Below are 22222 nucleotides of genomic sequence, written 5' to 3'. Positions count from 1 at the left end.
TGGGCTTTTTTAATGGCATTAGTAGCTGAGAAACTTGTCAGTATTTGTTATGGTTTGCGCAATCTATTGTTAAGGGTGAAAGAAGATGCGAATAGCAGTTATCGGTGCGTCTGGGCGCATGGGAAAGAATTTAATTATTGCAGCCAATGAAGCAGAAGGCGTTTCTCTTGGTGCGGCGATTGTGAAATCAGGCAGCTCACTTGTTGGTGCGGATGCCGGTGAAATTGCAGGAATTGGTAAGCTAGGGGTGGCTGCAGTGTCATCGTTAGATGCTTGTGTTGCGGATTTTGATGTGCTGATCGATTTTACAACGCCTGCGCTTACGTTAGAGAACGCCGCATTTTGCGCGCAGCATAATAAAGCCATAGTAGTCGGAACTACGGGCCTAAATGATGAAGAGAAGGCAGCATTAACGTCCTTTTCCAAACAAGCTCCCGTTGTTTTTGCGCCTAATATGAGCATCGGCGTGAATTTGACGCTGAAATTGTTAGCCACGGCCGCTGAAATCCTAGGTGATGACTACGATGTTGAAATTGTAGAAGCACATCATAGACACAAGGTGGATTCACCGTCAGGCACGGCGCTACGTATGGGTGAGGTAGTGGCCGAGGCCTTGGGGCGCGATCTGAAAGAGTGTGCAGTGTATGGTCGAGAAGGTCAGACTGGTGCACGGACACAAAAAGAAATCGGTTTTGAAACGATTCGTGCTGGTGATGTTGTTGGTGAGCATAGTGTTTGGTTTGCAACAGAAGGTGAGCGTATTGAGATCGTTCATAAAGCCAGTAGTCGTATGACCTTTGCTAAAGGTGCAGTACGTGCAGCTAAATGGCTGTCAGGTAAATCGGCGGCTATGTATGACATGCAAGATGTATTGAATTTAAAATAACGTACTGTTATTCGATACAAAAAATGGCCGCGATTTGCGGCCATTTTTATTTGTCATTGTTATGAATATTTCGCTGCTAATATAATAATGCGATAGTCATTACTTAGGAGATAATACATCGGCTAATTTAGATGCCTCTAATCTGCCTTTTAATTCACCTGACTTATTAATAACAGGTAAATCAAAGCGAGAGTTAAGAGAAAGCGGAATAACTTTCTGTAGCAAATCAGTTGGACGTACGGATTCAATATGATGCAAAGCGCCTTTCAAGGGGGCTTCATCTTCTAGGCTCTCAAGTTTCTCTCTAGTCAGCACGCCTTGGTAGCCATCGTTATCAAATACAAAAGCATATTCTTTATTTTTAGGAAAATTAGCCTTGGCTTCTGCCGCTGTGTTAGCGACGAGCTTCTCTGTATTTGGTGTCATGATGGTTTGCACGCTTAGTGCCCTTGCTCGGTTAACATCTTTAGCAAAGGCTTGTACGTAGTCATCAGCTGGGTGGAGCATGATATCGACAGGTGTGCCAATTTGCACAAGTTTGCCATCTTTTAATACCGCAATTCTATCGCCTAAGCGTAATGCTTCATCTAGGTCATGGGTAATAAAGATAATCGTCTTTTGTAGGTTTTCCTGTAGCTCTATTAGCTGTTCTTGCATGTCGCTTCGGATTAAAGGATCAAGTGCTGAAAAGGCTTCATCCATTAATAGGATTTCGGCGTCAGTACAAAGGGCGCGGGCAAGGCCTACGCGCTGTTGTTGTCCACCTGAAAGCTGTGATGGGTATTGATCTTCATAGCCTGACAAGCCGACAGCGTCTAACCAAGAAACCGCTTTTGGTTTCCACTCAGCTCTTTTTTCACCTTTAATGAGCAAGCCATAGCCCACATTATCAAGCACGCAGCGGTGTGGCATAAGGCCAAAATGCTGGAAAACCATCGCCATTTTATGTCGGCGGAAGGTGATTAAGTCTTTTGGCGACAATTCCATGATATTTTCGCCACTTACTTTAATCTTACCGGCAGTAGGATCAATAAGGCGGTTAAAGTGGCGAATTAGCGTGGATTTTCCCGATCCGGAAAGTCCCATGATGACAAAAATTTCACCGCGTTTTACGGTTAAGTTAATATCTTGAAGACCAACCGTGTGACCGGTTTCAGCCAGTATATCTTCTTTACTTGCGCCCGCTTTTACTTTAGGTAGCACGTTATTAGGCGTTGGACCGAATATTTGATAAAGGCCTTCAATTTCTATTAATGTTTCTCGGTTATTATCCATTCTCAGTTCCTTCCATATGTCTTTGCGCGCGTTTTGCATAGGTCTGAGAAACACGATCGAAAATAATGGCCAGTGCTACAATCGCAAGGCCGTTTAGTAGCCCGAGAGTGAAGTACTGGTTAGTGATAGATTTCAATACAGGTTGTCCTAAGCCTTTAACACCGATCATGGAAGCAACCACAACCATTGCTAGTGCCATCATGATAGTTTGGTTTATTCCTGCCATGATAGTTGGCATTGCTAAAGGAATTTGAACGCCAAACAGTCGTTGAGTTGCTGTAGCGCCATAAGCCGTTGCCGCTTCTAACGTATCTTTGTTTACTAGGCGTATGCCTAAATTTGTTAAGCGAATCACAGGAGGGATCGCATAAATGATGACTGCGATAACGCCAGGGATTTTACCAATCCCCAGTAGCATAACCACAGGAATTAGATACACAAACGCCGGCATGGTTTGCATTATGTCGAGGAGAGGGGTAATGATTGACCTCGCTCTATCCGATCGCGCCATCAAAATACCAATAGGTATGCCAATGCAAATAGAAAGAATCGTACAGACAGTAATGATGCTTAGGGTTCGCATCGTATTTTCCCACATACCAAAATAGCCGATGGCGAGAAACGAGGCGAGAACGCCGGCACATAATTTCCATGATCTTGTTGCAGCAAAAACTAACCCAACAATAACCGCTAATACAATCCACCAAGGTGTTTGTATTAAAAGGTGTTCGAACCACACGAGGAAATGTAAAAGTGGGTTAAAAAAGTCTTCGATTGACTGACCGTAGGCGCGGGAAAAGGATCGGTAGGCGCCATCGAGAGTTTGTCGTATTGCCAGAAGGTCTCGTCGGCTCATGTCTGGAAATTCTGTTAACCAGGAGCTGTCTATCATAATGAATTCTCAAAGAGTAAAACAAAAGAATGGGCTACACACTTGTATAGCCCATTCAATCTCAACCAGTTATAGCTTGTCGAGCGCTTTTTCAAGTTTTGCTTGAACGTCCTTATTTACCCATTTAGACCAAATGTCTTTATGGTTCAACATGAAGTTTTCAGCTGCGTATTGACCGTCTGCTTGGTTGTCTTCCATCCATGCTAACAATTTGTTCATTTGCGCATTTGTGAAAGAGCGCTTAGCAATATAGGCATAAGCCTTAGGATCTTTTTTAGCAAACTCCGTCGTTGTTACACTGTAAACAGGAGAGGGTGGAAACATGGTTACTTTTGGATCTAGGCAGTCATCTTTGGTAATACAATTAATGTATTCTTTAGGGTGAACACCTGAGCCAAAGTCTACTTTCACCATTTTGTATTTACCTAGTACGGCTGTTGGTGCCCAGTAATAACCAAACCAAGGTTCTTTACGTTCATAGGCGCGACTCAAAGAGCCAGATAAACCGGCAGAAGAGCCTGGGTTAATCAATTCGAAGCCAGCGTCTTTTAGCTTAAGAGCTTTAAATAGATTACCTGAAGATATTTGGCAGCCCCATCCTGGCGGGCAACCATAAAATGCCGATACAGAACTGTCTTCTGGGTTAGGGAATTCTTTCGCGTGCTTGATAATGCCTTGAATAGTTGCCAGTGACGGGTCTTTATCTACCATGTATTTAGGAACCCAAAAACCTTCTTCACCGCCATCAGATAAAGAGGCGCCGGCAATGCTAAGACGTTTCTCTTTAACTCCGCGATCAATCAGTTCTTGAACGGCGTTAGTCCACATTTCAGGCGCTATATCTGGTTGGCCTTTTTCAATCATGGATGTACTGGTTGGCATGGTGTCACCGGGAATTAAGTCCGCGTTACAATCAAAGCCATTATTCAAAATAAATTTATCAACATTCGCCATTAACGACGCTGAGTTCCAGTTCATTTCTGCAATTTGAACCTTGCCGCATTTGTCTGCTGCTGCAAATGAGGAGGTAGCGGCAAGCGTTAAAATTCCCGCAATAATACTTTTGGTATACATGATTAGGTTCCTGTTGTGATTTTTAATTATTAGTCATCAAACTAAAATTAGTTTACACGTCTAATGGATTTTATCAAATATTTGTCATATTTATGGAGAAAAAGGATTCTTTATGCGGGAAAAATGGGATGAATAAGAACTGTTTTCAGTTAGGTTGTTCTTTTTTTGAGCAAAAAAAGCTCACCATCTTGCGTTGGTGAGCTTTCTATTAGCTAAATAGAGCTATAAATTTGGGGAGTTTATGTCCAATAGTGGGGCTGCATCAAGGCCTTCTGCATCCATCATAATCGCAATTCTTTGCAATGAAGAAAGTACTTGAGTTTGCTCCCATCCTTGTAAAGATTCAAATTCACCGATGAATTTTTCATGGAGCAAAGGAGGGGTGGTTTTTAAAATTGATCGACCAGCCTCTGTGAGCCTTGCATTAACAATGCGTTTATCTTTTTGTACACGAACACGCTCTACTACTTTCCTATCCTCTAGGCGGTTTAGGATGGTGGTAACTGTCGCTTGGCTCAGTGAAACGCTGTCTGAAATTTTGCGGACAGTGACATCCCCCAGTTCTTCTATTGAACGAAGAACCATAATTTGAGGGATCGTAAGACCGCACGCCTTTACAACTCGTTTCGATTGTAAGTCTGTGGCGCGGATGATTCGTCTTAAGTGAACCAGCACATCGTGTAAGTGTTGAGGGTCTGACATCTTGCTTGTATTTCCATTAAAATTTTTGCAGATTATATGCTTTCAAAGGCATCTATTAAACTCTTTATAATTAATAACTTTAGCCAAGTAATGCTTTTATAAGATAAATAATTTATAGCTCTAATGATAGTGGTTATTTTATAAATAGGAAAGTTAATCGCTTCTTAGTGCTTAATGGAAAAAATGAAAATCTAAATGCCGTTATCTCATGTTTTTTAACTCTGAGAATGCGGCAATAGCGGCTATACGCGTTGTTTTATAATCAATGATAGGCAGCGAATAACCGCACTCTAATCTTTGAGAATGAGATGGATTATGAATGGATTTTGCATCCAAATCTTTTAGCTCGGGAACAAATCGACGGATAAAATCACCATTTGAATCATAGGTTTCTGATTGACGAGTTGGGTTAAATACTCTGAAATAAGGGGCCGCATCACATCCAGTTGATGCGCTCCATTGCCAGCCGCCATTGTTGGATGAAAATTCGCCATCAATAAGGTGTTCCATAAAATACTTTTCGCCTTTTCTCCAATCAGCAAATATTAATTTACTTAAAAAGCTTGCTGCAATCATACGCAGACGATTGTGCATCCAGCCAGTTTGATTCAGCTGCCTCATGGCTGCATCTACAATCGGAAAACCTGTATTTCCTTGGGTCCATGCGAGAAATAATGATTCATCTTGGTTCCACCGAATAAAATCAGTTTCTGGCTTGAAAGGTTTGCCCATGGCAAGAAATGGGAAGTTCCCCATTAACTGGCGATAAAAATCACGCCAAGCGAGCTCTTTTAACCAAATGCTGTCTTTCCAATTACCGCCTTTATTGTCACAAGCGTACTGAATAGCAAATAAACACTCCCTTGGCCCCAGCGCCCCTAAAGCAAGATAAGGTGATAGCGAACTTGTGCCAGGAGTAGCAGGGTAGTTACGTTGCTCTTGATAGCGCTCTTCTTTTGTATAACAAAAATGCCATAATTTTTGTTGGGCTTCCTCTTGATCTGGCGCCCAAATGTCTTCTCTGTATGTTGTTGCCCAGCGAATATCTGGTTCGACATATTCAATAGCTGTATTTTGGATTTTAGGTTTTGGCAGTGGCTGCCAGTCTTGAGCAGACAGCAGTGTCAACCAGCGTTTAAAGAACGGTGTAAAGATTTTGAATGGTGTTCCTTGTTGGCTTAAAACGGGATTTGGTACCATTAAATCGGTATTTTGTGGGTGCGTTTTAATACCTTGGGTGCCTAGTTGTATACTAACTTTCTGATCTCTTTGTTGCTCATGAATCGGAATGTCCTGATTAAACCAAACGTGTTTGATTTCATGAGTTAAGCAATAAGATTCAAGAGCGCCTGGTATGTCATGAAAGCTTGCCACCGTGATTAAGTCAGCGGGAATCCCAAAGCTGGCTAGTTTTCTAAAAAGCGTACGAATTAAACCTGCACGTAAACTGGTTTTAGCGCTGGATTCATTGTGTATTTTCCACTGTTCTGGTGTGGCGGTTACCACAACGCGAATGTTGCCTTCTAACGCCGCATAATACAGCGCTGGATTATCTAACCAGCGCAGGTCATTACGTAGCCATACTAATTGTTTGATGTCCATTTTAACGTCCTCAGATAGCATTTCGAATTCCTAGCGCGCTCGGATAAGGGGCAAAGTATCGTTGCTCTTTGACGTACTGACTGCCGTAGTGACTCAAGTAGTGATTAAGCAAAGTAATAGGTGTTGCTAGATTCACTTCACCGCGACGGTATTGCTCGATCACACCGAGAATGTCTTTGCGAATTGAAACATCCACAGAACGCTTTAAATAACCGACCAAATGCATCAATGCATTGCAGTGATTTTTACGTTTTGCAGGCTTTGATAACGTGGTCATAAAAGCGCGAAAATAAGCGTCTTTTAGCTCCATAAGTGACCTAGGGTCATTCCCCGAAAGCATTTTTCCTAGCATCTTGTAGGCTGGTTGCGAGTGAGCCATGACAAGGTATTTATAGCGGCTGTGAAACTCAATCAAGGATTTCATGCTTGGTGCGATTTCTACGCAATGGCGAAATTCGTGATGGGCAAAAACACGCATCAAAAAGTTTTCTTTTAGTAACGGGTCATTCAGTCGACCATCTTCTTCTACTGGCAATAGTGGATAGCGCTCTCTCAAAGCTTTCGTAAATAAACCAGAGGTGCGCTGCATGTGAGGATGGCCATTCTCTTGATACACTTTAATACGTTCTAGGCCGCAGCTTGGTGAGTTTTTCATCAGTATATAGCCATCTAAATGAGCAAGCTTATCAATGTAAGGAAGGCTTGCTTCCATAAAAGTGTGGGTAATGTCTCCGCCTTTTTGGTTTGAGTAAGTCATGCGAGGGTCTTGTGGATTGCCTTCTAAGCGTAGTGTCGGTCTTGGCGTTCCAAACCCAGCGGCCACTTCAGGGCAAAACTTCTGATAGTCAAAATAATCACTTAAAGTGGCGTCACAATAATCTGATCGGCTGTGACCACCATTGAAACGCACATTGTCACCAAGTAAGCAGGCACTTATTCCTACCGGAATTTTGTGCTGTAACTTATCTGCAGAGAAAAAGTCTTCTGAAATGTGTTTTGTTGTTGTCATGTTGTTCTCCAAACCGAATTATTAGTGACACTCACGCTTAGATGGTGCGTGGCGCAATTAATCGCAAATTTCGTTTATTTTCTTGTACATCTTCATTTTTTGTATCACTTCTTGTTGTACAATATAGTCTTCTGTATAATAAATGCAATATTATTGTACAAAAAAATAAATGTACAATATTTTTATCTTAATTGAAGAATCTCAAATGGCTGAATTATTTTTATTGAGATGAAGTAGTGACAGCCCCTTAACCGAAGAAGGAAGTAAGAGAGTGAGCCAAGATGAAAGAGAATGGGGTATGGAAGAGAAGCAAGCGTATTTTCCGATCCGTATACTATCTACCAAAACTGGCGTGAACTCCGTTACCTTAAGGGCATGGGAGCGGCGTTATGGCTTACTTAAGCCTAAGCGCACAGAGAAAGGTCATCGTCTTTATAGTGAGGAGGATGTGACTCGAGTTGACGATATTGTTCGTTGGATTAACCAAGGGGTAGCGGTCAGTAAAGTAAGAGCGTTACTTGATCAAAATGAGAATATTGAAAATGTAATACCAGCTGACGAATGGCTTGAGTGGCAAGCCGCGCTAGTTCATATGTCTCTGCATTTTGAAGAAGATAAAATAGAACACCTTTATCAGCAGATTTTTTCTCAATATCCTCCTTTAATTGCTATTCAAAACTGGATACTACCAAGCTTAAAGCAGTTAGGTGTAAGTGTTCATGGACGTTTTTGTGAGGCGGTTCTTACTCGTAGCTTAACGAATAGGCTGTCATCGCTTAAAAATCAACACACGGCTGCTCCGATACTACTGATAACAGGGCTGTCAGGTCAGCAGGCACTATGGTGTTACATGACATCCGCTATTTTGAGTGATCATGGCTATTCTTGCCGAGTGCTGCCTAATATGTCGTCAGATCAAGATTGGCAGGATTTAATAAAGGGAATTAATCCAACGGGTGTTGTGGCTTTTTGTGAGAGTGAGTTAGCCTCAAGATCGGCTGAGTTAATGGCGTCTTTGGCAGAGTGGGGGAAACCTATTTCACTTATTGGTGCCAGTTTTTGGTTGGCGGTGAATAGCAAAAAAATGACAAGTTTCAAGCAGGTGAGTGTCCATTCAGAGGCTTTAGAGGGAGTGGCTGCTATCCTTGATAAAGCAGCCTTGATTAAATAAAAAAACTATCAGACTGATATTTATAATATATTTTTTATATTAAAGGGTTTCCAGTAATCTTAGTGAATAAATTACTAGGAGACTTACATGACTAAGACTTTAACCTTTGCGGCTATGCATTTCAGTATTGCTTTTACGGTTGCTTACTTAATAACAGGCAGTTTTGTGGTGGGTGGAATACTTGCCATTGTCGAGCCAGCCGTTAATACCGTTGCGTTTTATTTCCATGAGAAAATCTGGACTAAATATACAGAATCACCTGCTAAGCGATCGTTCAATAACGCTTGGCAAGCAACAAGTGAAAGTTATGCATTAAGAGCAATGTAGCTTTTCTTAAAATGTACAAGGTCAATGATGAGTTTTCAAAAAAAATCCCAACTAACCTATGCTAGTTGGGATTTTTACGTTTATTAAGTCTAATTATAGATTCAAGTAAAATACAACCGCGATAGCGATCGGTGCAATGAAGCGAATCGCAAAACGCCAAAAGGCATAAAAAACCTCGGAAATGCTAAGCTCTTCTTTAGAAAATTGACTCTTCACTAACCAACCTGCAAAGATCGCTGTCAAAATGCCGCCAAGAGGCATCATGATATTCGCAGTCACATAGTCTAAGAAGTCGAATGTGTTTTTACCGAAGATAGTGAAACCACTCATAAAACTGAAAGAACCAAGACACGCAATGCCCAATGCCCAAACAACGACGCCTAGAGCAATAGATGCTTTCCAACGTGCCATTTTAAAGCGCTCGACTAGGTAAGCAACAGTCGGTTCCATTAGAGAAATTGCAGAAGTCCAAGCAGCAACACCCACTAGAATAAAGAATAGGAAGCCAAAGAATTGGCCGCCTGGCATTTGCCCAAAGGCAACAGGCAAGGAAATAAACATCAGACCTGGGCCTGCTGCTGGATCCATTCCGTTAGCAAAAATAATAGGGAAAATACATAGGCCAGCGACTAATGCTACTAAGGTGTCTAATGCACCAATGGCTAGTACTGTTCTGCCGATTGAACCCTGCTTTGGCATATAAGAGCCATAAGCCATGATAGTGCCCATACCAAGTGATAGGGTAAAGAAGGAGTGCCCAAGAGCAACCAATACAGAATCCCAAGTTAACTTGCTAAAGTCAAAATCAAACATGAAGTGCCAACCAGCGGAGAAACCATCGGTTGTTATTGCGTAGCAAAATAGTACGAATAATAGGATGAATAATGCAGGCATCATAATGCGGGTGGCTAATTCAAGGCCTTTGTTTACGCCTCGGGCAACCACGATAATTGTCATAATGGTGAACAATGTATGCCAGCCAAGTAAGGTCATTGGGTCTGCTAGCAGGGCATTGAAGGCGGCGCCGGCTTGATCGGAATTAACGCCAGCTAATTCACCAGTTGCCATCGCTTTTATATAGTGAAGTACCCAGCCAGCTACAACTGAGTAAAAGGAAAAGATAAGTGCGCCAGAAAGCATCCCCATCATGCCAATTAATCCCCAAGCGCGAGACTTTCCAGATTCTTCTGCAACATCTTCCAACGCATGAACGGGGTTTTTGCGAGCTCGACGACCAATGAAGACTTCTGTCATCATGATTGGAATACCTACTAGCAAAATACAGATAAGGTAAACGAGTACAAAAGCTCCCCCGCCATTTTCACCTGTAATGTAAGGAAATTTCCAAATATTGCCTAAACCAACAGCAGACCCTGTTGCGGCCATAATAAAAATCCAGCGACTCGCCCACGAGCCTTGGATGGATGTTTTTTCTTGCATAAAAAATCTCTAAATAGTTGAAAATAAAATAAATAAACAGCGAATAAAGTTTCTTCTTGTTAAGACCTTTCAATAATTCCCACTTTATTTAAGAGGTCTATTTTGAGGGGATACTTTATTTAGGGGCGAGATTTTCCGAATTTTGAACGCATCATGCAACAAAAAATGACATTTTTTTACCCAAAAATGAAGAATCTTGATATTTCGTGCTAAGCGAGTGATAGCAAGGTATAGAGATGTATTACGTTAAAATTCATTCCACGACAAAACATTAGTGCTGTAAATAAGTTCTGGACATAAAGTTTTAAATCGCTAGAATGCTTAGACATCAAATCAATTGATTGCTTTTAAATTCTAATTTTACAGACGTATTCGCTTTATTTAAGGCGATTTTTTGTATTTTGAGCTGCTTCATATTGATTTATTGTTTTGTTGTCTAATGGGTAAAGGTATGACAGTAGAAAAGTTAGAGCTAAAAAAACCGAGTGCACTAGATGGAATGTTCGTTAATCAATTGGTTGCCGATTGTTCCCCACTAGATACTAATTCGGTTTATTGCAACTTACTTCAATGTGATCATTTTAGTGACACAAGTATTGCGGCACGTGCAGATAACGTGCTGGTGGGATTTATTTCCGGCTACTTAGTCCCCTTGAAAACAGACACATTATTTGTGTGGCAGGTTGCTGTGGGCGAATCTGCTCGCGGAAAAGGGCTTGCGAAGAAGATGTTGACCTCTATTTTAGAGCGCTCGATCTGCGCTGAGGTCCACTACATTGAAACCACAATCACGAAATCAAATGCAGGTTCATGGGCGCTTTTTAGAAGCTTAGCAAAACAGCTAAATGCTCCATTAGAAGAATCGGTTAAGTTTGATGAAAACACGCATTTCCAAGGTAAGCATGACACAGAATATTTGGTTCGTATCGGTCCTTTTTAAATAAGGCGTCCTGATCCCTGTTTTGTATTGATTACCGTAATTTAACGTTAAGAGAAGCCATAGTATGAAAATTTTTGAAGAACTTGAGTCAGAAGTACAATCCTACGCACGAGCATTTCCACGTATTTTTCATCGTGCACAAGGCGCGCATTTATTTGATGAAGATGGCAATAAATATATCGATTTTCTGGCGGGTGCTGGCACTCTAAACTATGGCCATAATAATCCAATATTCAAAGAAAAATTGATTGAATACATTATGGAAGACGGTATTACCCATGGTCTAGATTTACACACCAAGGCCAAAGCGGCATTCATGGAAAGCTTTAATGAAAACATTCTGAAGCCACGAAAACTCCAGTACATGATGCAATTTACTGGGCCAACAGGTACCAATGCAGTAGAAGCTGCTCTGAAGTTAGCGCGTAATGTTACTGGCCGTGAAAACATCGTTAGTTTCACTAATGGTTTCCATGGTTGTAGTTTGGGGGCGCTGTCAGTAACAGGTAACTCTCATCACCGTGGTGCAGCAGGGACGAGTCTTGGCGCTGGTGTTTCTACCGTACCTTTTGATGGCTATCTAGGTGATGGTATCGAAACCACAGAATATTTAGATAAGGTGCTAACCGATTCCAGTAGTGGTGTTGATCTTCCAGCTGCTGTCATTGTTGAAACGGTACAAGGCGAGGGTGGCATCAATGCGGCTAGCTTTGGTTGGTTACAAAACTTAGAAGCCGTTTGTAAAAAACACGATGTGTTGATGATTGTTGATGATATTCAAGCGGGCTGTGGCCGAACTGGTACTTTCTTTAGTTTTGAAGACGCTGGCATTACCCCAGACATTGTTACCATGTCTAAATCCTTGAGTGGTTATGGTTTGCCATTTGCCGTGGTTCTTATGAAGCCTGAGCTGGATGAATGGAAACCTGGTGAGCACAACGGTACTTTCCGTGGTAATAACTTAGCGTTTGTTACCGCGAAAGCGGCCATTGATACCTTCTGGAAAGACGATGCGTTCGAAAAAGACATTAAGCGCAAAGGCGATTACATTCATACCCGCACTCAGGCCATCGTTGATCAATATGGTGAAGGCAACTTCATTCTACAAGGACGCGGAATGATGCGTGGTATTAACTGTGTGAGTGGTGAATTAGCCAGTAAAATTACTAAAAAATGCTTCCAGAATGGTCTGATGATAGAAACATCAGGCGCAGATGATCAGGTGGTGAAGTTTTTATGTCCGCTGATTATTAGTGATGATGTTCTTAAAGAGGGTATCGATATTCTTGAAAATGCCATTCGTGAAATCTGTGCTAAAGAAGACGATATGCCAGAAGCGAAAAGCTACTTTGATGAGAACTATGACATCGCCGTCTAGTTTCTTTTCTTAAGACATCGGTGACATAACGCCTAACGCCGGTGTCTTCCCTCTTGAGTGAAACAGATAGTAAGCTCGAAACCTCAAGTTTCTTTCGGTAGTTATTTATCTACCTGCATTTAATTGATCTAACGATCATAAGGAGAACAGAATGTTTGCACGTGATTTAGCAGAATGCGAAAAGACCGATCGCCGTGTTGTATCCCCAGATGGTAATTGGGAGAGTACTCGACTTTTATTGAAAGAAGACAACATGGGCTTTTCTTTTCATATTACGACGATTTATGAAGGTAAAGATTTTGATATGCATTACCAGAATCATCTTGAGTCTGTGTACTGTATTTCAGGTGAAGGTGAAGTAGAAAGTCGTGAAACGGGTCAAAAACACCAGATTAAACCGGGTGTGGTTTATGTGCTAGATAAAAACGATGCGCATACTTTGCGAGCGTTTAAAGAACTTAAATTGGCGTGCGTTTTTAATCCGCCGATTACTGGTGATGAAGTACACAACTCTGAAGGCGCCTACGAACTTCTTGATTAAAATGCCTATCAAAAACGTCTCAAGTGGGGCGTTTTCCATTCTTGTTCTATGAACATTATGCCCCTGCACTAAGTGTTGACCATGTCGCTATTATTGCCCTCCATTAATCTGAATTATGTACTGATGACCTCGTTCCTCAAATACTTATTCCATAAAATCTACAGATTATCGAATCAGTAATTACAGGCCGTAGCTTGATGCAAAGGGGGAAGCGTTAAAAAGTATCTTTTGTACTTAATTTTTGACATGCCTTGTGACACTATTAGCGTCAGATTTTGAACATGGCTGGAGTCACTTTTCAGCCCTTTAATTTATTAGGTTAAATAATGGGACTACATACAGTTGAAAAAATCGGTGGTACGTCCATGAGTGACTACCAATCGGTTCGAGACAATATAATTTTTAAACCCGTTCAAACGGACGATTTATATAAGCGCATTTTTGTTGTATCGGCCTATGGCGGTATGACAGATAAGCTACTTGAGCATAAGAAAACCGGTGAACCTGGCGTTTATGCATTATTTGCTCAAGACAGAAAGCAGGACTCATGGTCTGCTGCATTGCAAGACGTTTACGATTCGATGCTAGCAATCAATGCCTCTTTATTCGAAGGTGAGTTGTTGCACAAAGCCAATGACTTTATACATCATCGATTACAAGACGCTCGCGAATGCTTAGATGATCTGCATCGCTTATGTCAGCATGGCCATTTTTCGATTAGTAAGCATTTATCGACAGTACGTGAAATGTTAGCCAGTATTGGTGAAGCACACAGTGCTTGGAATACCGCTACCTTGCTACAGCGTGATGGTGTAAATGCGGTGTTTGTTGATCTAACGGGCTGGAATAATACTCAGCATGTAATGTTAGATGAGCGTATATCAGAGACTTTTAAAAGTATCGATTTAGATACCCAGCTACCCATTGCAACCGGTTACGCTCATAGTGAAACAGGCTTAATGTCGACCTTCGATCGTGGTTACAGCGAAATGATCTTTAGCCGTATCGCGGTATTAACAGAAGCGCGTGAAGCAGTTATTCATAAAGAATTTCACTTAAGTAGTGCGGACCCTCGTTTGGTTGGTGAAAATAAAGCCGTTCCTATTGGCCGCACTAACTACGATGTGGCTGATCAGTTGGCAAATTTAGGCATGGAAGCTATCCATCCAAAAGCGGCAAAAGGCCTTCGCCAAAACAATATCGCATTGCGTGTAAAAAACACTTTTGAACCAGAGCACACAGGCACATTGATTACTGGCGATTATGTTAGTGATGAGCCATGTGTTGAAATTATTGCGGGTTCTCGTGGTGTGTTTGCTGTCGAGTTATTTGATCAAGATATGTCTGGCGAAATTGATCTGTTTGACGTGTCTATTCTGAAAGTACTACGCCAGTTTAATATTCATATTATCGCCAAGGATATTAACGCCAATACGATCACTCACTACTTAGCCATTAACTTGAAGATTCTAAAGCGGTTGATGAGAGTGCTTCATGAGCAATTTCCTGATGCGGAAATCACTCAACGTAAAGTGGCCATTGTTTCAGCGATTGGCAGTGATATGAAAACGACCGGTATGTTGGCAAAAGCAGTAAAAGCCATTGCTGATCAAGGCGTTAACGTCATCGCTATGCACCAATCAATGCGTCAAGTAGATATGCAATTTGTTGTTGATGAAGAAGATTACGAAAGAGCCATTTGTAGTCTTCATAAAGAGCTTGTTGAAGTCTACGAACATGGTCGTGCTATTTGCCTTGCTTCTTAATTTGATTACTCAATAGTCGCAAGCGCTACTATATGGTTATTCATGGTTATTCATGGTTATTCGTACAAAAACCGATCATTAAATGATCGGTTTTTTTATGCGGTGTATTATTGTTTTATCTAAACTGACGCTAAGTGGATCAAGTAGATTTTATTAGCAAAGCTTAGATGTTTTTGACGATAAGATCCGCTTGATCAAAATCTTTTTCCGTCATTGGTTTGCTTACATAATAGCCTTGTCCAAATTCGCATTGAAAAGATTCCAATATTGCCCATTGCTCTTTGGTTTCTATTCCTTCGGCTAATACTTTAATACCCAGTTTATGAGCCATCGCAACAATCGCTTCCACAATTTGTCTATTGGCTTGGTCTTTTTCTAGATCTACCACAAAACTACGATCAATTTTAAGCAGGGTGATAGGGAGATTCTTCAGCTGTCCTAATGAAGAGTAGCCGGTGCCAAAATCATCAATGGCAATGCATATCCCCATGTCCTTGAATGCTTGGAGTGTGGTTTTGGCTAAAGCAACATCTTTTAATAAGGCCGTTTCCGTTATTTCTACGCCAAGCCATTGTGCAGGGACTTGGTGTTTATCAAGTAGCGTTTTTACGACAGAAACAAAATTCGGATCAGCGAGTTGCAAAGAAGACAGGTTCACATGCAGTAAAATGTACGGAAGCCCTTTTTCTCTTCGTCTTGCTAAATAAGAAATTCCATTCTCTAGTACCCATTGGCCAATTTTAATAATGTGTCCAGTACTTTCGGCAAGCGCCATGAAATGATCTGGAAGGGTTAATCCATTTTTAGGATGGTTCCAACGAATGAGTGCTTCAGCACCAAAAACTTGTTTTGTTTTTAAATCAAACTGTGACTGATAATAGAGTTCGAATTCATTGTTTTGTAATGCTTTCGATAGATCTGCTTCTGCTTCTGCTAGGTTTTGTGCTTTAGTTCTCATTTCGTGATTGTAGAAGCTATATCGATTTTTACCGTTCTGCTTTGCTTGGTAAAGCGCAATATCTGCATTTTGCATGATAGTAATAAGGCTATCACCGTGTTCAGGTATCATCGCAATGCCTAAAGACGTACTGAGGATAAACTCTCGGGAAGCAATTTCTAGAGGAGTGTGAATATGAGCTAAAATTCGTTCAGCGTGCTTTTTTGCCTCTTGTTTGTTTTTGATATTACATAATAAGATACCAAATTCATCACCGCCTAAGCGCACTACTTTGTCGGTTTCACGACACAGATTATGTAGTCTTTGCGCAACAATCTCGAGAACCTTATCGCCTACATCATGGCCAATTGTGTCATTAATTCGCTTAAAGTTATCTAAGTCAAAGTAAATGAAAGCCGCATTTTCTTGCCGCTTTTGGCTGTCGCTCAAAAGTGATGGAAGATAGTCATTAAGATAGCGGCGATTAGGTAAATTCGTTAGTGGGTCTTTGTAAGCGAGACTTTGTAGTTCGGTTGTTTTCTCTTTGACCAATTTTCTAAGGCGGAAAGGTTGTATCAAAATTCCATAGAGGGCTAAAGCAATAAAAAAGCCGGAAAGAACACTTAAAAAATAACCTGAAACCGAATTGTCTTTTAGACGATCGTTTAGATCACGGCTGATTTTAAGATCCCATACACCGACAGGTAAGTGGATTTTCGTTGTTGCGACGATGTTAGTAAGAGGCTTTTTTGAGTGCGAAAAAACAATCGTTTTTTTGCTGTCGGGGTGTACACGTGAGAGAGAATATCGATACCCATCTTTCTCAAGGTCTTTAAGACGAGTGGATTCCAAAAGGTCATCAAGGCTAATGACCGCAGAAATAAAGCCCCAAAACAACTCTCTTTGAGTCCCTTTAAATAAATAGGCTGGTGAGCGGCTTATTATCGCTATACCGCCTTGTACAAGAGAAATTGGGCCGATAGCGATAATTTTGTGTTCTTCTATAGCAATAAGCGCGGCTTCACGATATTTGGGGTCTGCAAAAATGTCTAATCCGATCGCGGACTCATTTCCTTTCAAAGGATATATTTGCTCAATAATGCCATTTGGTGCGAGTTGGAGACTGGATATACCCCCAATAGAATTTATAAGATTTTTAGCATAACTGTGAAAATCGTTAAATGTGCCATTATGTTGCTCTACTTCAATGGCTAATATTTGCGTAGAGGTAAACGCCGTAGTTAAGCGTCGTTCCAATGCCGATGCTTGCGTTCGAGAAATGCCGTTCAAAAGCAACTTTTGCTCTTTTACAATCGCCTTATTAGAAGATTGGGTCCAATAAATGCCAGCGAGTGCAATAGCCAAGAATACAATGCAGGATATAAAGGCAGCGATGGGCTGTTTGAACTCGGCTCTTATCAAAAAAACATCCTTATATACACTATGAGCCAGGCCCACAAAATTTTATGTTAGGTCATTATAAAGTACCTATTCTTTAATAATAGACGGCTGAGCTCAAAGTTGTCTATTAATAAGAAAAACTATTAATAATGAAACACTTGAGAATGGAAGAGCCTTCTCGTAGAGGGTAATAGCGAGGGAGTATTCGATAGGCTAGGGATGAGGGAGAATGAGTAACCACACTATCTAATATAAACGCTGTAACATGACACGTTAGACCCTTTTATTTCGGGTTTTAGCGTCTCAGGTTACAGCGGTTAAAAGGCTTATTAAGCGATGGCCATCATCACGCCAGCGGCGGCGATAACACCACCAGTGATGCGCGTGACTATAGGTGCTTCGATACGAGATATTACTTTACCGAATCCCATGCCAACGACATGCAATAATGCTGTAGCACAGGCAAAACCAATAGCGTATTCCGCACCATGAGCGCTCAATGGCATTTCCATACCGTGTGCAGCACCGTGGAAGAATGCGAATACGCCAGCAATCGCGGCACAAGTACCAACAGAGAAGCGAACAGATCCCACAAGCAATACGCCCATTAGGATGACAGAAAGTGCAATACCTTGCTCAACGAAAGGGACTTGCAAGCCGGCCATGCCAAATGCGCCACCAATAATCATGGTGCCAACAAAAGCAGTAGGTACTGCCCACAATGCTTTGCCTCCGATACTTACTGCCCAAAGGCCAATAGCAATCATGGCTAACAGGTGATCAAGGCCGCTCATAGGGTGCATAAACCCAGTTGAAAAGCTGGTAATGTGATCATGACCAGGATGAGCAAGCGCTAAGGTTGGTAGTGCAGCAATAAGAGTGGCTAATCCCACTTTTAGCGTATTAAAACGCATAGATAAATCTCCTAAATAAAGTAATGAATTAAACCACCGCTCTTGCGGCTGGAATAGTTTTGGATTCTAACATACCTTCGGTAATGATAAATTGAATGATTTCGTCTAAGCCTTGGGCTTTTTTCAGGTTGGAGAAGACGAAAGGGCGCTCACCACGCATCATTTTAGCGTCTCGAGCCATTACCTCTAAAGAGGCGCCGACCAAGGGGGCTAAATCGGTTTTATTAATGATTAATAGGTCCGATTTCGTGATACCTGGGCCGCCTTTGCGTGGAATTTTATCCCCAGCGGACACATCAATTACATAAATTGTATAGTCTGATAATTCCGGGCTAAAGGTCGCGCTTAAATTGTCGCCACCACTTTCGACAAACACCACATCTAGTTCACCGTGACGCTCTAGTAATTGATCTATTGCGGCTAAGTTCATCGACGCATCTTCCCGAATGGCGGTGTGTGGGCAGCCGCCTGTTTCTACCCCCACAATACGATCAGCATCGAGAGCTTCGTGCTCAGTGAGGAATTTGGCGTCTTCTTGAGTATAAATATCGTTCGTCACAACGGCGATATTATAATGATCGCGAAGAGCAGAACACAAAGATCGCAGTAATGCGGTTTTACCAGAGCCGACAGGGCCACCGACGCCGATACGTAATGTTTGTTTTGGTTTACTCATAACATGTCCTCTTAAAATTGAAGGCTATTCCTAATAAAAATCAAGAACGAAATAGCCGTGAATATTGTGTTTCGTGCTGAGCGCTGGCAATTGCAATAGCAGGCAGTCCCGCGCCAATACGCTCTTCATCAATGGTTAACGAAGCACTAATGGCCTCGGTGATAATAGGCTGTAATTCGCCGAGCAATTCTTGTGCCTGTGTTTGACCAAGAGGCACCAACTTAGTGGCCGCGGCGATTTGATTTTCTAACCAAGACCAGCTAAAGCCAAGAGCCGCTACATCAAAACGGATCGACCAATGGGTCGCCGTGATAGCAAACAAGGTGACAAAACTAATGTCGTCTAAGCGCTTAAAAGGCGATTCTATGCCTAAGCTGCGCATGAGGCGTGCTAAGGCTTCGCCCATTGCTGTATCGTTTAGCCTTAATTCTTTGGTTTCTCGACAGGCGAGTGATAAGTCGTTTAGTTCTAATAAGCGCGCTGTGTTTTGCTGAGCGGCCGCCATCATACATAAACGCAATACAGGCAAATCGACACGGGCCACGGACTGTTGCATCTGCAGGCTGATCCAGTCAGATACGTCGCGTTTATTGGTTACCCAGCCTTGGTCAATGGCGTATTCCATACCTTGAGAAAAGGCATAGCCACCGACCGGTAAACTGACGCTGCTTAATTGTAATAAGCGTAAGAAGCTACTATCCGTGGTGGTGATGACCATGGCTATACGCTCCAGACTCAGGGACAAACACCGCATTTTCATGCGTCACAACGAGACCCAACAAATGCAGCATTTCTTCTAATACGTGATCAGGTTTAATGCGTAACCAGCGATCGCCTATTTGGATTTTTGTGTGACGATTACCTAAGTGATAGCAAGCTTTAGAAAATGCTTCCCAATTATCGCAACTTGCGTGAGCAATTTCTTCAATTGCACCTTTAACTTGCACTATTTTGTTGCACTCGCTACGTAAAAACTCCCCAACTTGGAGCGGTTTTCCACGATCAAGGAAAACGCGCACCTCTTCATTGTTTTCGCCAACCAGTTTAAGGCGACCACGATCGCGCTGCTCATGAGTTAAAGTGACTGTGGTGTAAACGGTTTCGTGGCAATGTGTGCCTAAGCGTTGATATATATCTAGCATCTTATTTTCCTTAAGGACTTACGCTTAAACACCAAGTCTTATAGGGCTTGGTGTTTTATTTGTTTAAACAGTGCGCTTTTAAAATTAGGTATCTTTAAAATAAGGTATAAAGCTGAGCTAATGGCAATGTTTCTGCAGGTTCACAGGTGAGCAGCTCGCCGTCTGCACGCACTTCATAGGTTTGTGGGTCTACGGTAATATCTGGCAGCCAGCTGTTATGAATCATGTCGAGCTTCGAAAGGTTACGAGTGTTACAACACGCGACCAGCTTACGATCCAAGCCAAATTTCTCAGCAAGGCCATTATGAAGCGCGGCTTTTGATACGAAGGTCACCGAGGTTGCGGCGGCGGCTTTACCAAAAGCACCAAACATAGGGCGATAATGCACTGGCTGAGGCGTTGGGATAGATGCGTTTGGGTCACCCATAGGTGCACTGGCAATCATTCCACCTTTAATAATCATCGACGGTTTAACGCCAAAAAATGCCGGTTTCCAAAGTACTAAGTCGGCTAGCTTTCCTGGCTCAATTGAGCCCACTTCATGGCTAATACCGTGAGTAATCGCTGGGTTAATCGTGTATTTAGCAATATAACGACGGGCCCGAAAGTTGTCAGCGCCGAGCTCACGATCTTCTGGCAATAAGCCAAATTGCTGTTTCATTTTATGGGCAGTTTGCCAAGTACGAGTGATAACTTCACCGACTCGTCCCATGGCTTGAGAGTCCGATGAAATCATGCTGAACGCGCCACGGTCATGAAAAATGTCTTCTGCGGCGATGGTTTCTTTGCGAATCCGAGAATCCGCGAACGCCACATCTTCTGGAATGTTGCTGTCCAAATGGTGACAGACCATCAACATGTCCAAATGCTCATCGACGGTGTTGTGAGTATACGGACGAGTAGGGTTTGTCGAAGAGGGCAACACATTGAGTTTTCCGGCCGCACGAATAATATCGGGAGCGTGACCGCCACCCGCGCCTTCTGTGTGATAGGTGTGAATCACTCGATCTTTAAACGCCGCCAATGTGCTGTCGACAAAACCGGATTCATTCAGTGTGTCCGTATGGATCGCGACTTGCACATCGTACTTGTCTGCGACACTTAAACAGCAATCGATCGATGCTGGTGTGGTTCCCCAATCTTCATGCAGCTTCAACCCACAGGCGCCAGCTTCCAACTGCTCTTCAAGGGCTTCTGGTTGGCTGGCGTTGCCTTTGCCTAGAAAGCCTAAGTTCATTGGCATGCTGTCGGTTGCTTGTAGCATCTTACCTAAGTACCACGGTCCAGGCGTACAGGTCGTGGCTTTGGTGCCCGTCGCAGGCCCAGTACCGCCGCCAATCATGGTGGTGACACCAGAGGTGAGTGCTTCTTCAATTTGTTGCGGACAAATAAAGTGAATGTGCGCATCGATGCCACCTGCGGTAAGGATAGAGCCTTCTCCCGCGATGACTTCGGTACCCGGTCCAATCACAATGTCGACCTTGTCTTGGATGTCTGGATTGCCGGCTTTACCGACTTTAAAAATACGCCCTTCTTTGACGCCAACGTCGCATTTTACGATGCCCCAATGGTCGAGTACTAAGGCATTGGTAATCACTAAATCGACCGCTACTTCATTGGTAACTTGGCTTTGCCCCATGCCATCACGGATCACTTTACCGCCGCCAAATTTTACTTCGTCGCCGTAGGTAGTGAAGTCTTTCTCCACTTGGATCCAAATGTCTGTATCGCCTAGGCGTACACGGTCTCCAGTGGTTGGTCCAAACATTTGTGCGTAGCTTTGTCTGTCCATCTTAGTCTTGTCTTTTTTAGTCATATTGAATGCTCCGTATCGCCAAGTGGCCCCATCACTTCACCACGAAAGCCATAAATGGTTTTCGTGCCAGCGTATTCGACGAGTTCAATTTCGCGACCTTGGCCTGGTTCAAAGCGAACCGCCGTGCCAGATGCGATATGTAAACGAAAGCCCTTAGTGGGTTCTCGATCAAAAGACAATGCAGGGTTTACTTCATAAAAATGATAATGTGAGCCGATTTGAACAGGTCGATCCCCTGTGTTTTCAACACGAATTTTTAAGGTTTTACGGCCTACATTGAGCTCAATATCGCCTGCGGCTACCTGAATTTCACCTGGAATCATGGTGGGTCTC

21 protein-coding genes are annotated in these 22222 nt (G+C 42.5%); 7 read left to right on the top strand and 14 right to left on the bottom strand.

From position 1 onward, the window contains the following. Positions 1 to 85 precede the first annotated feature (85 nt). Positions 86 to 886 (top strand): 4-hydroxy-tetrahydrodipicolinate reductase, encoded by an 801-nt coding sequence (dapB, locus tag E0D70_RS09365; protein ID WP_133012012.1) that lies wholly within the window; start codon positions 86 to 88, stop codon positions 884 to 886. Between the two features lie 99 nt (positions 887 to 985). On the opposite strand, the gene E0D70_RS09360 is transcribed toward dapB, so the two are convergent. The 6 genes from E0D70_RS09360 to E0D70_RS09335 all read right to left on the bottom strand — a co-directional run bounded on the left by E0D70_RS09360 (position 986) and on the right by E0D70_RS09335 (position 7440). After that, positions 986 to 2161 carry a quaternary amine ABC transporter ATP-binding protein gene (locus E0D70_RS09360; protein ID WP_133012011.1) on the bottom strand — a complete coding sequence of 392 codons (1176 nt, stop codon included), beginning with the start codon at positions 2159 to 2161 and terminating at the stop codon, positions 986 to 988. Next, a complete protein-coding gene (locus E0D70_RS09355) occupies positions 2154 to 3053 on the bottom strand; it encodes an ABC transporter permease (protein ID WP_133012010.1) in 900 nt (299 codons plus the stop codon). Before E0D70_RS09355 ends, E0D70_RS09360 begins: the two co-directional genes overlap by 8 nt. A gap of 69 nt (positions 3054 to 3122) precedes the next feature. Next, positions 3123 to 4127: an ABC transporter substrate-binding protein gene (locus E0D70_RS09350; RefSeq protein WP_133012009.1), complete on the bottom strand. Its 1005-nt coding sequence runs from the start codon at positions 4125 to 4127 to the stop codon at positions 3123 to 3125. A gap of 222 nt (positions 4128 to 4349) precedes the next feature. Then, complete coding sequence (locus tag E0D70_RS09345) at positions 4350 to 4829, bottom strand: MarR family winged helix-turn-helix transcriptional regulator (RefSeq protein WP_133012008.1); 480 nt, start codon at positions 4827 to 4829, stop codon at positions 4350 to 4352. Between the two features lie 201 nt (positions 4830 to 5030). After that, on the bottom strand, positions 5031 to 6452 hold the full coding sequence (locus tag E0D70_RS09340; protein WP_240537056.1) for a cryptochrome/photolyase family protein: 1422 nt from the start codon (positions 6450 to 6452) through the stop codon (positions 5031 to 5033). Next, complete coding sequence (locus E0D70_RS09335) at positions 6442 to 7440, bottom strand: YbgA family protein (protein WP_133012007.1); 999 nt, start codon at positions 7438 to 7440, stop codon at positions 6442 to 6444. The genes E0D70_RS09340 and E0D70_RS09335 overlap by 11 nt, the downstream gene beginning before the upstream one ends. Positions 7441 to 7711: 271 nt before the next feature. On the opposite strand from E0D70_RS09335, the gene E0D70_RS09330 reads away from it, so the two are divergent. Continuing rightward, positions 7712 to 8611: a MerR family transcriptional regulator gene (locus E0D70_RS09330; RefSeq protein WP_240537055.1), complete on the top strand. Its 900-nt coding sequence runs from the start codon at positions 7712 to 7714 to the stop codon at positions 8609 to 8611. Positions 8612 to 8698: 87 nt separating this feature from the next. After that, entirely contained in the window at positions 8699 to 8938 is a 240-nt protein-coding gene (locus E0D70_RS09325; protein ID WP_133012006.1) for a DUF2061 domain-containing protein, read from the top strand. 93 nt (positions 8939 to 9031) lie between these two features. Here E0D70_RS09325 and E0D70_RS09320 read toward each other — a convergent pair whose 3' ends face one another. Beyond that, the gene (locus E0D70_RS09320) at positions 9032 to 10378 is read right to left on the bottom strand and encodes a sodium-dependent transporter (RefSeq protein WP_133012005.1); all 1347 of its coding nucleotides are present in this window, start codon (positions 10376 to 10378) and stop codon (positions 9032 to 9034) included. A 451-nt stretch (positions 10379 to 10829) separates the two neighbouring features. Between E0D70_RS09320 and ectA the strand changes: the two genes are divergently transcribed. The 4 genes from ectA to E0D70_RS09300 all read left to right on the top strand — a co-directional run bounded on the left by ectA (position 10830) and on the right by E0D70_RS09300 (position 15003). Then, the gene (gene ectA / locus E0D70_RS09315) at positions 10830 to 11318 is read left to right on the top strand and encodes a diaminobutyrate acetyltransferase (RefSeq protein WP_133012004.1); all 489 of its coding nucleotides are present in this window, start codon (positions 10830 to 10832) and stop codon (positions 11316 to 11318) included. Positions 11319 to 11382: 64 nt separating this feature from the next. Next, positions 11383 to 12696, top strand: a complete 1314-nt coding sequence (gene ectB / locus E0D70_RS09310; protein ID WP_133012003.1) for a diaminobutyrate--2-oxoglutarate transaminase — start codon at positions 11383 to 11385, stop codon at positions 12694 to 12696. A gap of 151 nt (positions 12697 to 12847) precedes the next feature. Beyond that, positions 12848 to 13237 (top strand): ectoine synthase, encoded by a 390-nt coding sequence (locus tag E0D70_RS09305; RefSeq protein ID WP_133012002.1) that lies wholly within the window; start codon positions 12848 to 12850, stop codon positions 13235 to 13237. A gap of 326 nt (positions 13238 to 13563) precedes the next feature. Further along, complete coding sequence (locus E0D70_RS09300) at positions 13564 to 15003, top strand: aspartate kinase (RefSeq protein ID WP_133012001.1); 1440 nt, start codon at positions 13564 to 13566, stop codon at positions 15001 to 15003. A gap of 163 nt (positions 15004 to 15166) precedes the next feature. On the opposite strand, the gene E0D70_RS09295 is transcribed toward E0D70_RS09300, so the two are convergent. The 7 genes from E0D70_RS09295 to E0D70_RS09265 all read right to left on the bottom strand — a co-directional run bounded on the left by E0D70_RS09295 (position 15167) and on the right by E0D70_RS09265 (position 22212). Further along, positions 15167 to 17362 (bottom strand): bifunctional diguanylate cyclase/phosphodiesterase, encoded by a 2196-nt coding sequence (locus E0D70_RS09295; protein ID WP_133012000.1) that lies wholly within the window; start codon positions 17360 to 17362, stop codon positions 15167 to 15169. Positions 17363 to 17670: 308 nt separating this feature from the next. After that, on the bottom strand, positions 17671 to 18255 hold the full coding sequence (locus E0D70_RS09290) for a HupE/UreJ family protein (protein WP_133011999.1): 585 nt from the start codon (positions 18253 to 18255) through the stop codon (positions 17671 to 17673). Between the two features lie 28 nt (positions 18256 to 18283). Then, positions 18284 to 18931 carry an urease accessory protein UreG gene (gene ureG, locus E0D70_RS09285; RefSeq protein ID WP_133011998.1) on the bottom strand — a complete coding sequence of 216 codons (648 nt, stop codon included), beginning with the start codon at positions 18929 to 18931 and terminating at the stop codon, positions 18284 to 18286. Positions 18932 to 18971: 40 nt separating this feature from the next. Then, the gene (locus E0D70_RS09280) at positions 18972 to 19649 is read right to left on the bottom strand and encodes an urease accessory protein UreF (protein WP_133011997.1); all 678 of its coding nucleotides are present in this window, start codon (positions 19647 to 19649) and stop codon (positions 18972 to 18974) included. Then, the gene (gene ureE / locus E0D70_RS09275) at positions 19627 to 20073 is read right to left on the bottom strand and encodes an urease accessory protein UreE (RefSeq protein WP_133011996.1); all 447 of its coding nucleotides are present in this window, start codon (positions 20071 to 20073) and stop codon (positions 19627 to 19629) included. The genes E0D70_RS09280 and ureE overlap by 23 nt, the downstream gene beginning before the upstream one ends. A 94-nt stretch (positions 20074 to 20167) precedes the next feature. Then, a complete protein-coding gene (ureC, locus tag E0D70_RS09270) occupies positions 20168 to 21889 on the bottom strand; it encodes an urease subunit alpha (protein WP_133011995.1) in 1722 nt (573 codons plus the stop codon). Next, positions 21886 to 22212: an urease subunit beta gene (locus E0D70_RS09265; RefSeq protein ID WP_133011994.1), complete on the bottom strand. Its 327-nt coding sequence runs from the start codon at positions 22210 to 22212 to the stop codon at positions 21886 to 21888. Before E0D70_RS09265 ends, ureC begins: the two co-directional genes overlap by 4 nt. Positions 22213 to 22222 lie beyond the last annotated feature (10 nt).

Source organism: Marinomonas flavescens (genome assembly GCF_004352835.1).
GTDB lineage: Bacteria > Pseudomonadota > Gammaproteobacteria > Pseudomonadales > Marinomonadaceae > Marinomonas > Marinomonas flavescens.
This window is presented reverse-complemented; position numbering and strand designations above follow the sequence as displayed.

Coding starts and splice junctions, on each gene's coding strand:
- ectA (WP_133012004.1), top strand. CDS start 10,830: ATGACAGTAGAAAAGTTAGAGCTAAAAAAACCGAGTGCACTAGATGGA.
- ectB (WP_133012003.1), top strand. CDS start 11,383: ATGAAAATTTTTGAAGAACTTGAGTCAGAAGTACAATCCTACGCACGA.
- E0D70_RS09305 (WP_133012002.1), top strand. CDS start 12,848: ATGTTTGCACGTGATTTAGCAGAATGCGAAAAGACCGATCGCCGTGTT.
- E0D70_RS09325 (WP_133012006.1), top strand. CDS start 8,699: ATGACTAAGACTTTAACCTTTGCGGCTATGCATTTCAGTATTGCTTTT.
- dapB (WP_133012012.1), top strand. CDS start 86: ATGCGAATAGCAGTTATCGGTGCGTCTGGGCGCATGGGAAAGAATTTA.
- E0D70_RS09350 (WP_133012009.1), bottom strand. CDS start 4,127: ATGTATACCAAAAGTATTATTGCGGGAATTTTAACGCTTGCCGCTACC.
- E0D70_RS09265 (WP_133011994.1), bottom strand. CDS start 22,212: ATGATTCCAGGTGAAATTCAGGTAGCCGCAGGCGATATTGAGCTCAAT.
- E0D70_RS09360 (WP_133012011.1), bottom strand. CDS start 2,161: ATGGATAATAACCGAGAAACATTAATAGAAATTGAAGGCCTTTATCAA.
- ureE (WP_133011996.1), bottom strand. CDS start 20,073: ATGCTAGATATATATCAACGCTTAGGCACACATTGCCACGAAACCGTT.
- E0D70_RS09340 (WP_240537056.1), bottom strand. CDS start 6,452: ATGCTATCTGAGGACGTTAAAATGGACATCAAACAATTAGTATGGCTA.
- E0D70_RS09300 (WP_133012001.1), top strand. CDS start 13,564: ATGGGACTACATACAGTTGAAAAAATCGGTGGTACGTCCATGAGTGAC.
- E0D70_RS09320 (WP_133012005.1), bottom strand. CDS start 10,378: ATGCAAGAAAAAACATCCATCCAAGGCTCGTGGGCGAGTCGCTGGATT.
- ureC (WP_133011995.1), bottom strand. CDS start 21,889: ATGACTAAAAAAGACAAGACTAAGATGGACAGACAAAGCTACGCACAA.
- E0D70_RS09280 (WP_133011997.1), bottom strand. CDS start 19,649: ATGGTCATCACCACCACGGATAGTAGCTTCTTACGCTTATTACAATTA.
- E0D70_RS09345 (WP_133012008.1), bottom strand. CDS start 4,829: ATGTCAGACCCTCAACACTTACACGATGTGCTGGTTCACTTAAGACGA.
- E0D70_RS09335 (WP_133012007.1), bottom strand. CDS start 7,440: ATGACAACAACAAAACACATTTCAGAAGACTTTTTCTCTGCAGATAAG.
- E0D70_RS09290 (WP_133011999.1), bottom strand. CDS start 18,255: ATGCGTTTTAATACGCTAAAAGTGGGATTAGCCACTCTTATTGCTGCA.
- ureG (WP_133011998.1), bottom strand. CDS start 18,931: ATGAGTAAACCAAAACAAACATTACGTATCGGCGTCGGTGGCCCTGTC.
- E0D70_RS09355 (WP_133012010.1), bottom strand. CDS start 3,053: ATGATAGACAGCTCCTGGTTAACAGAATTTCCAGACATGAGCCGACGA.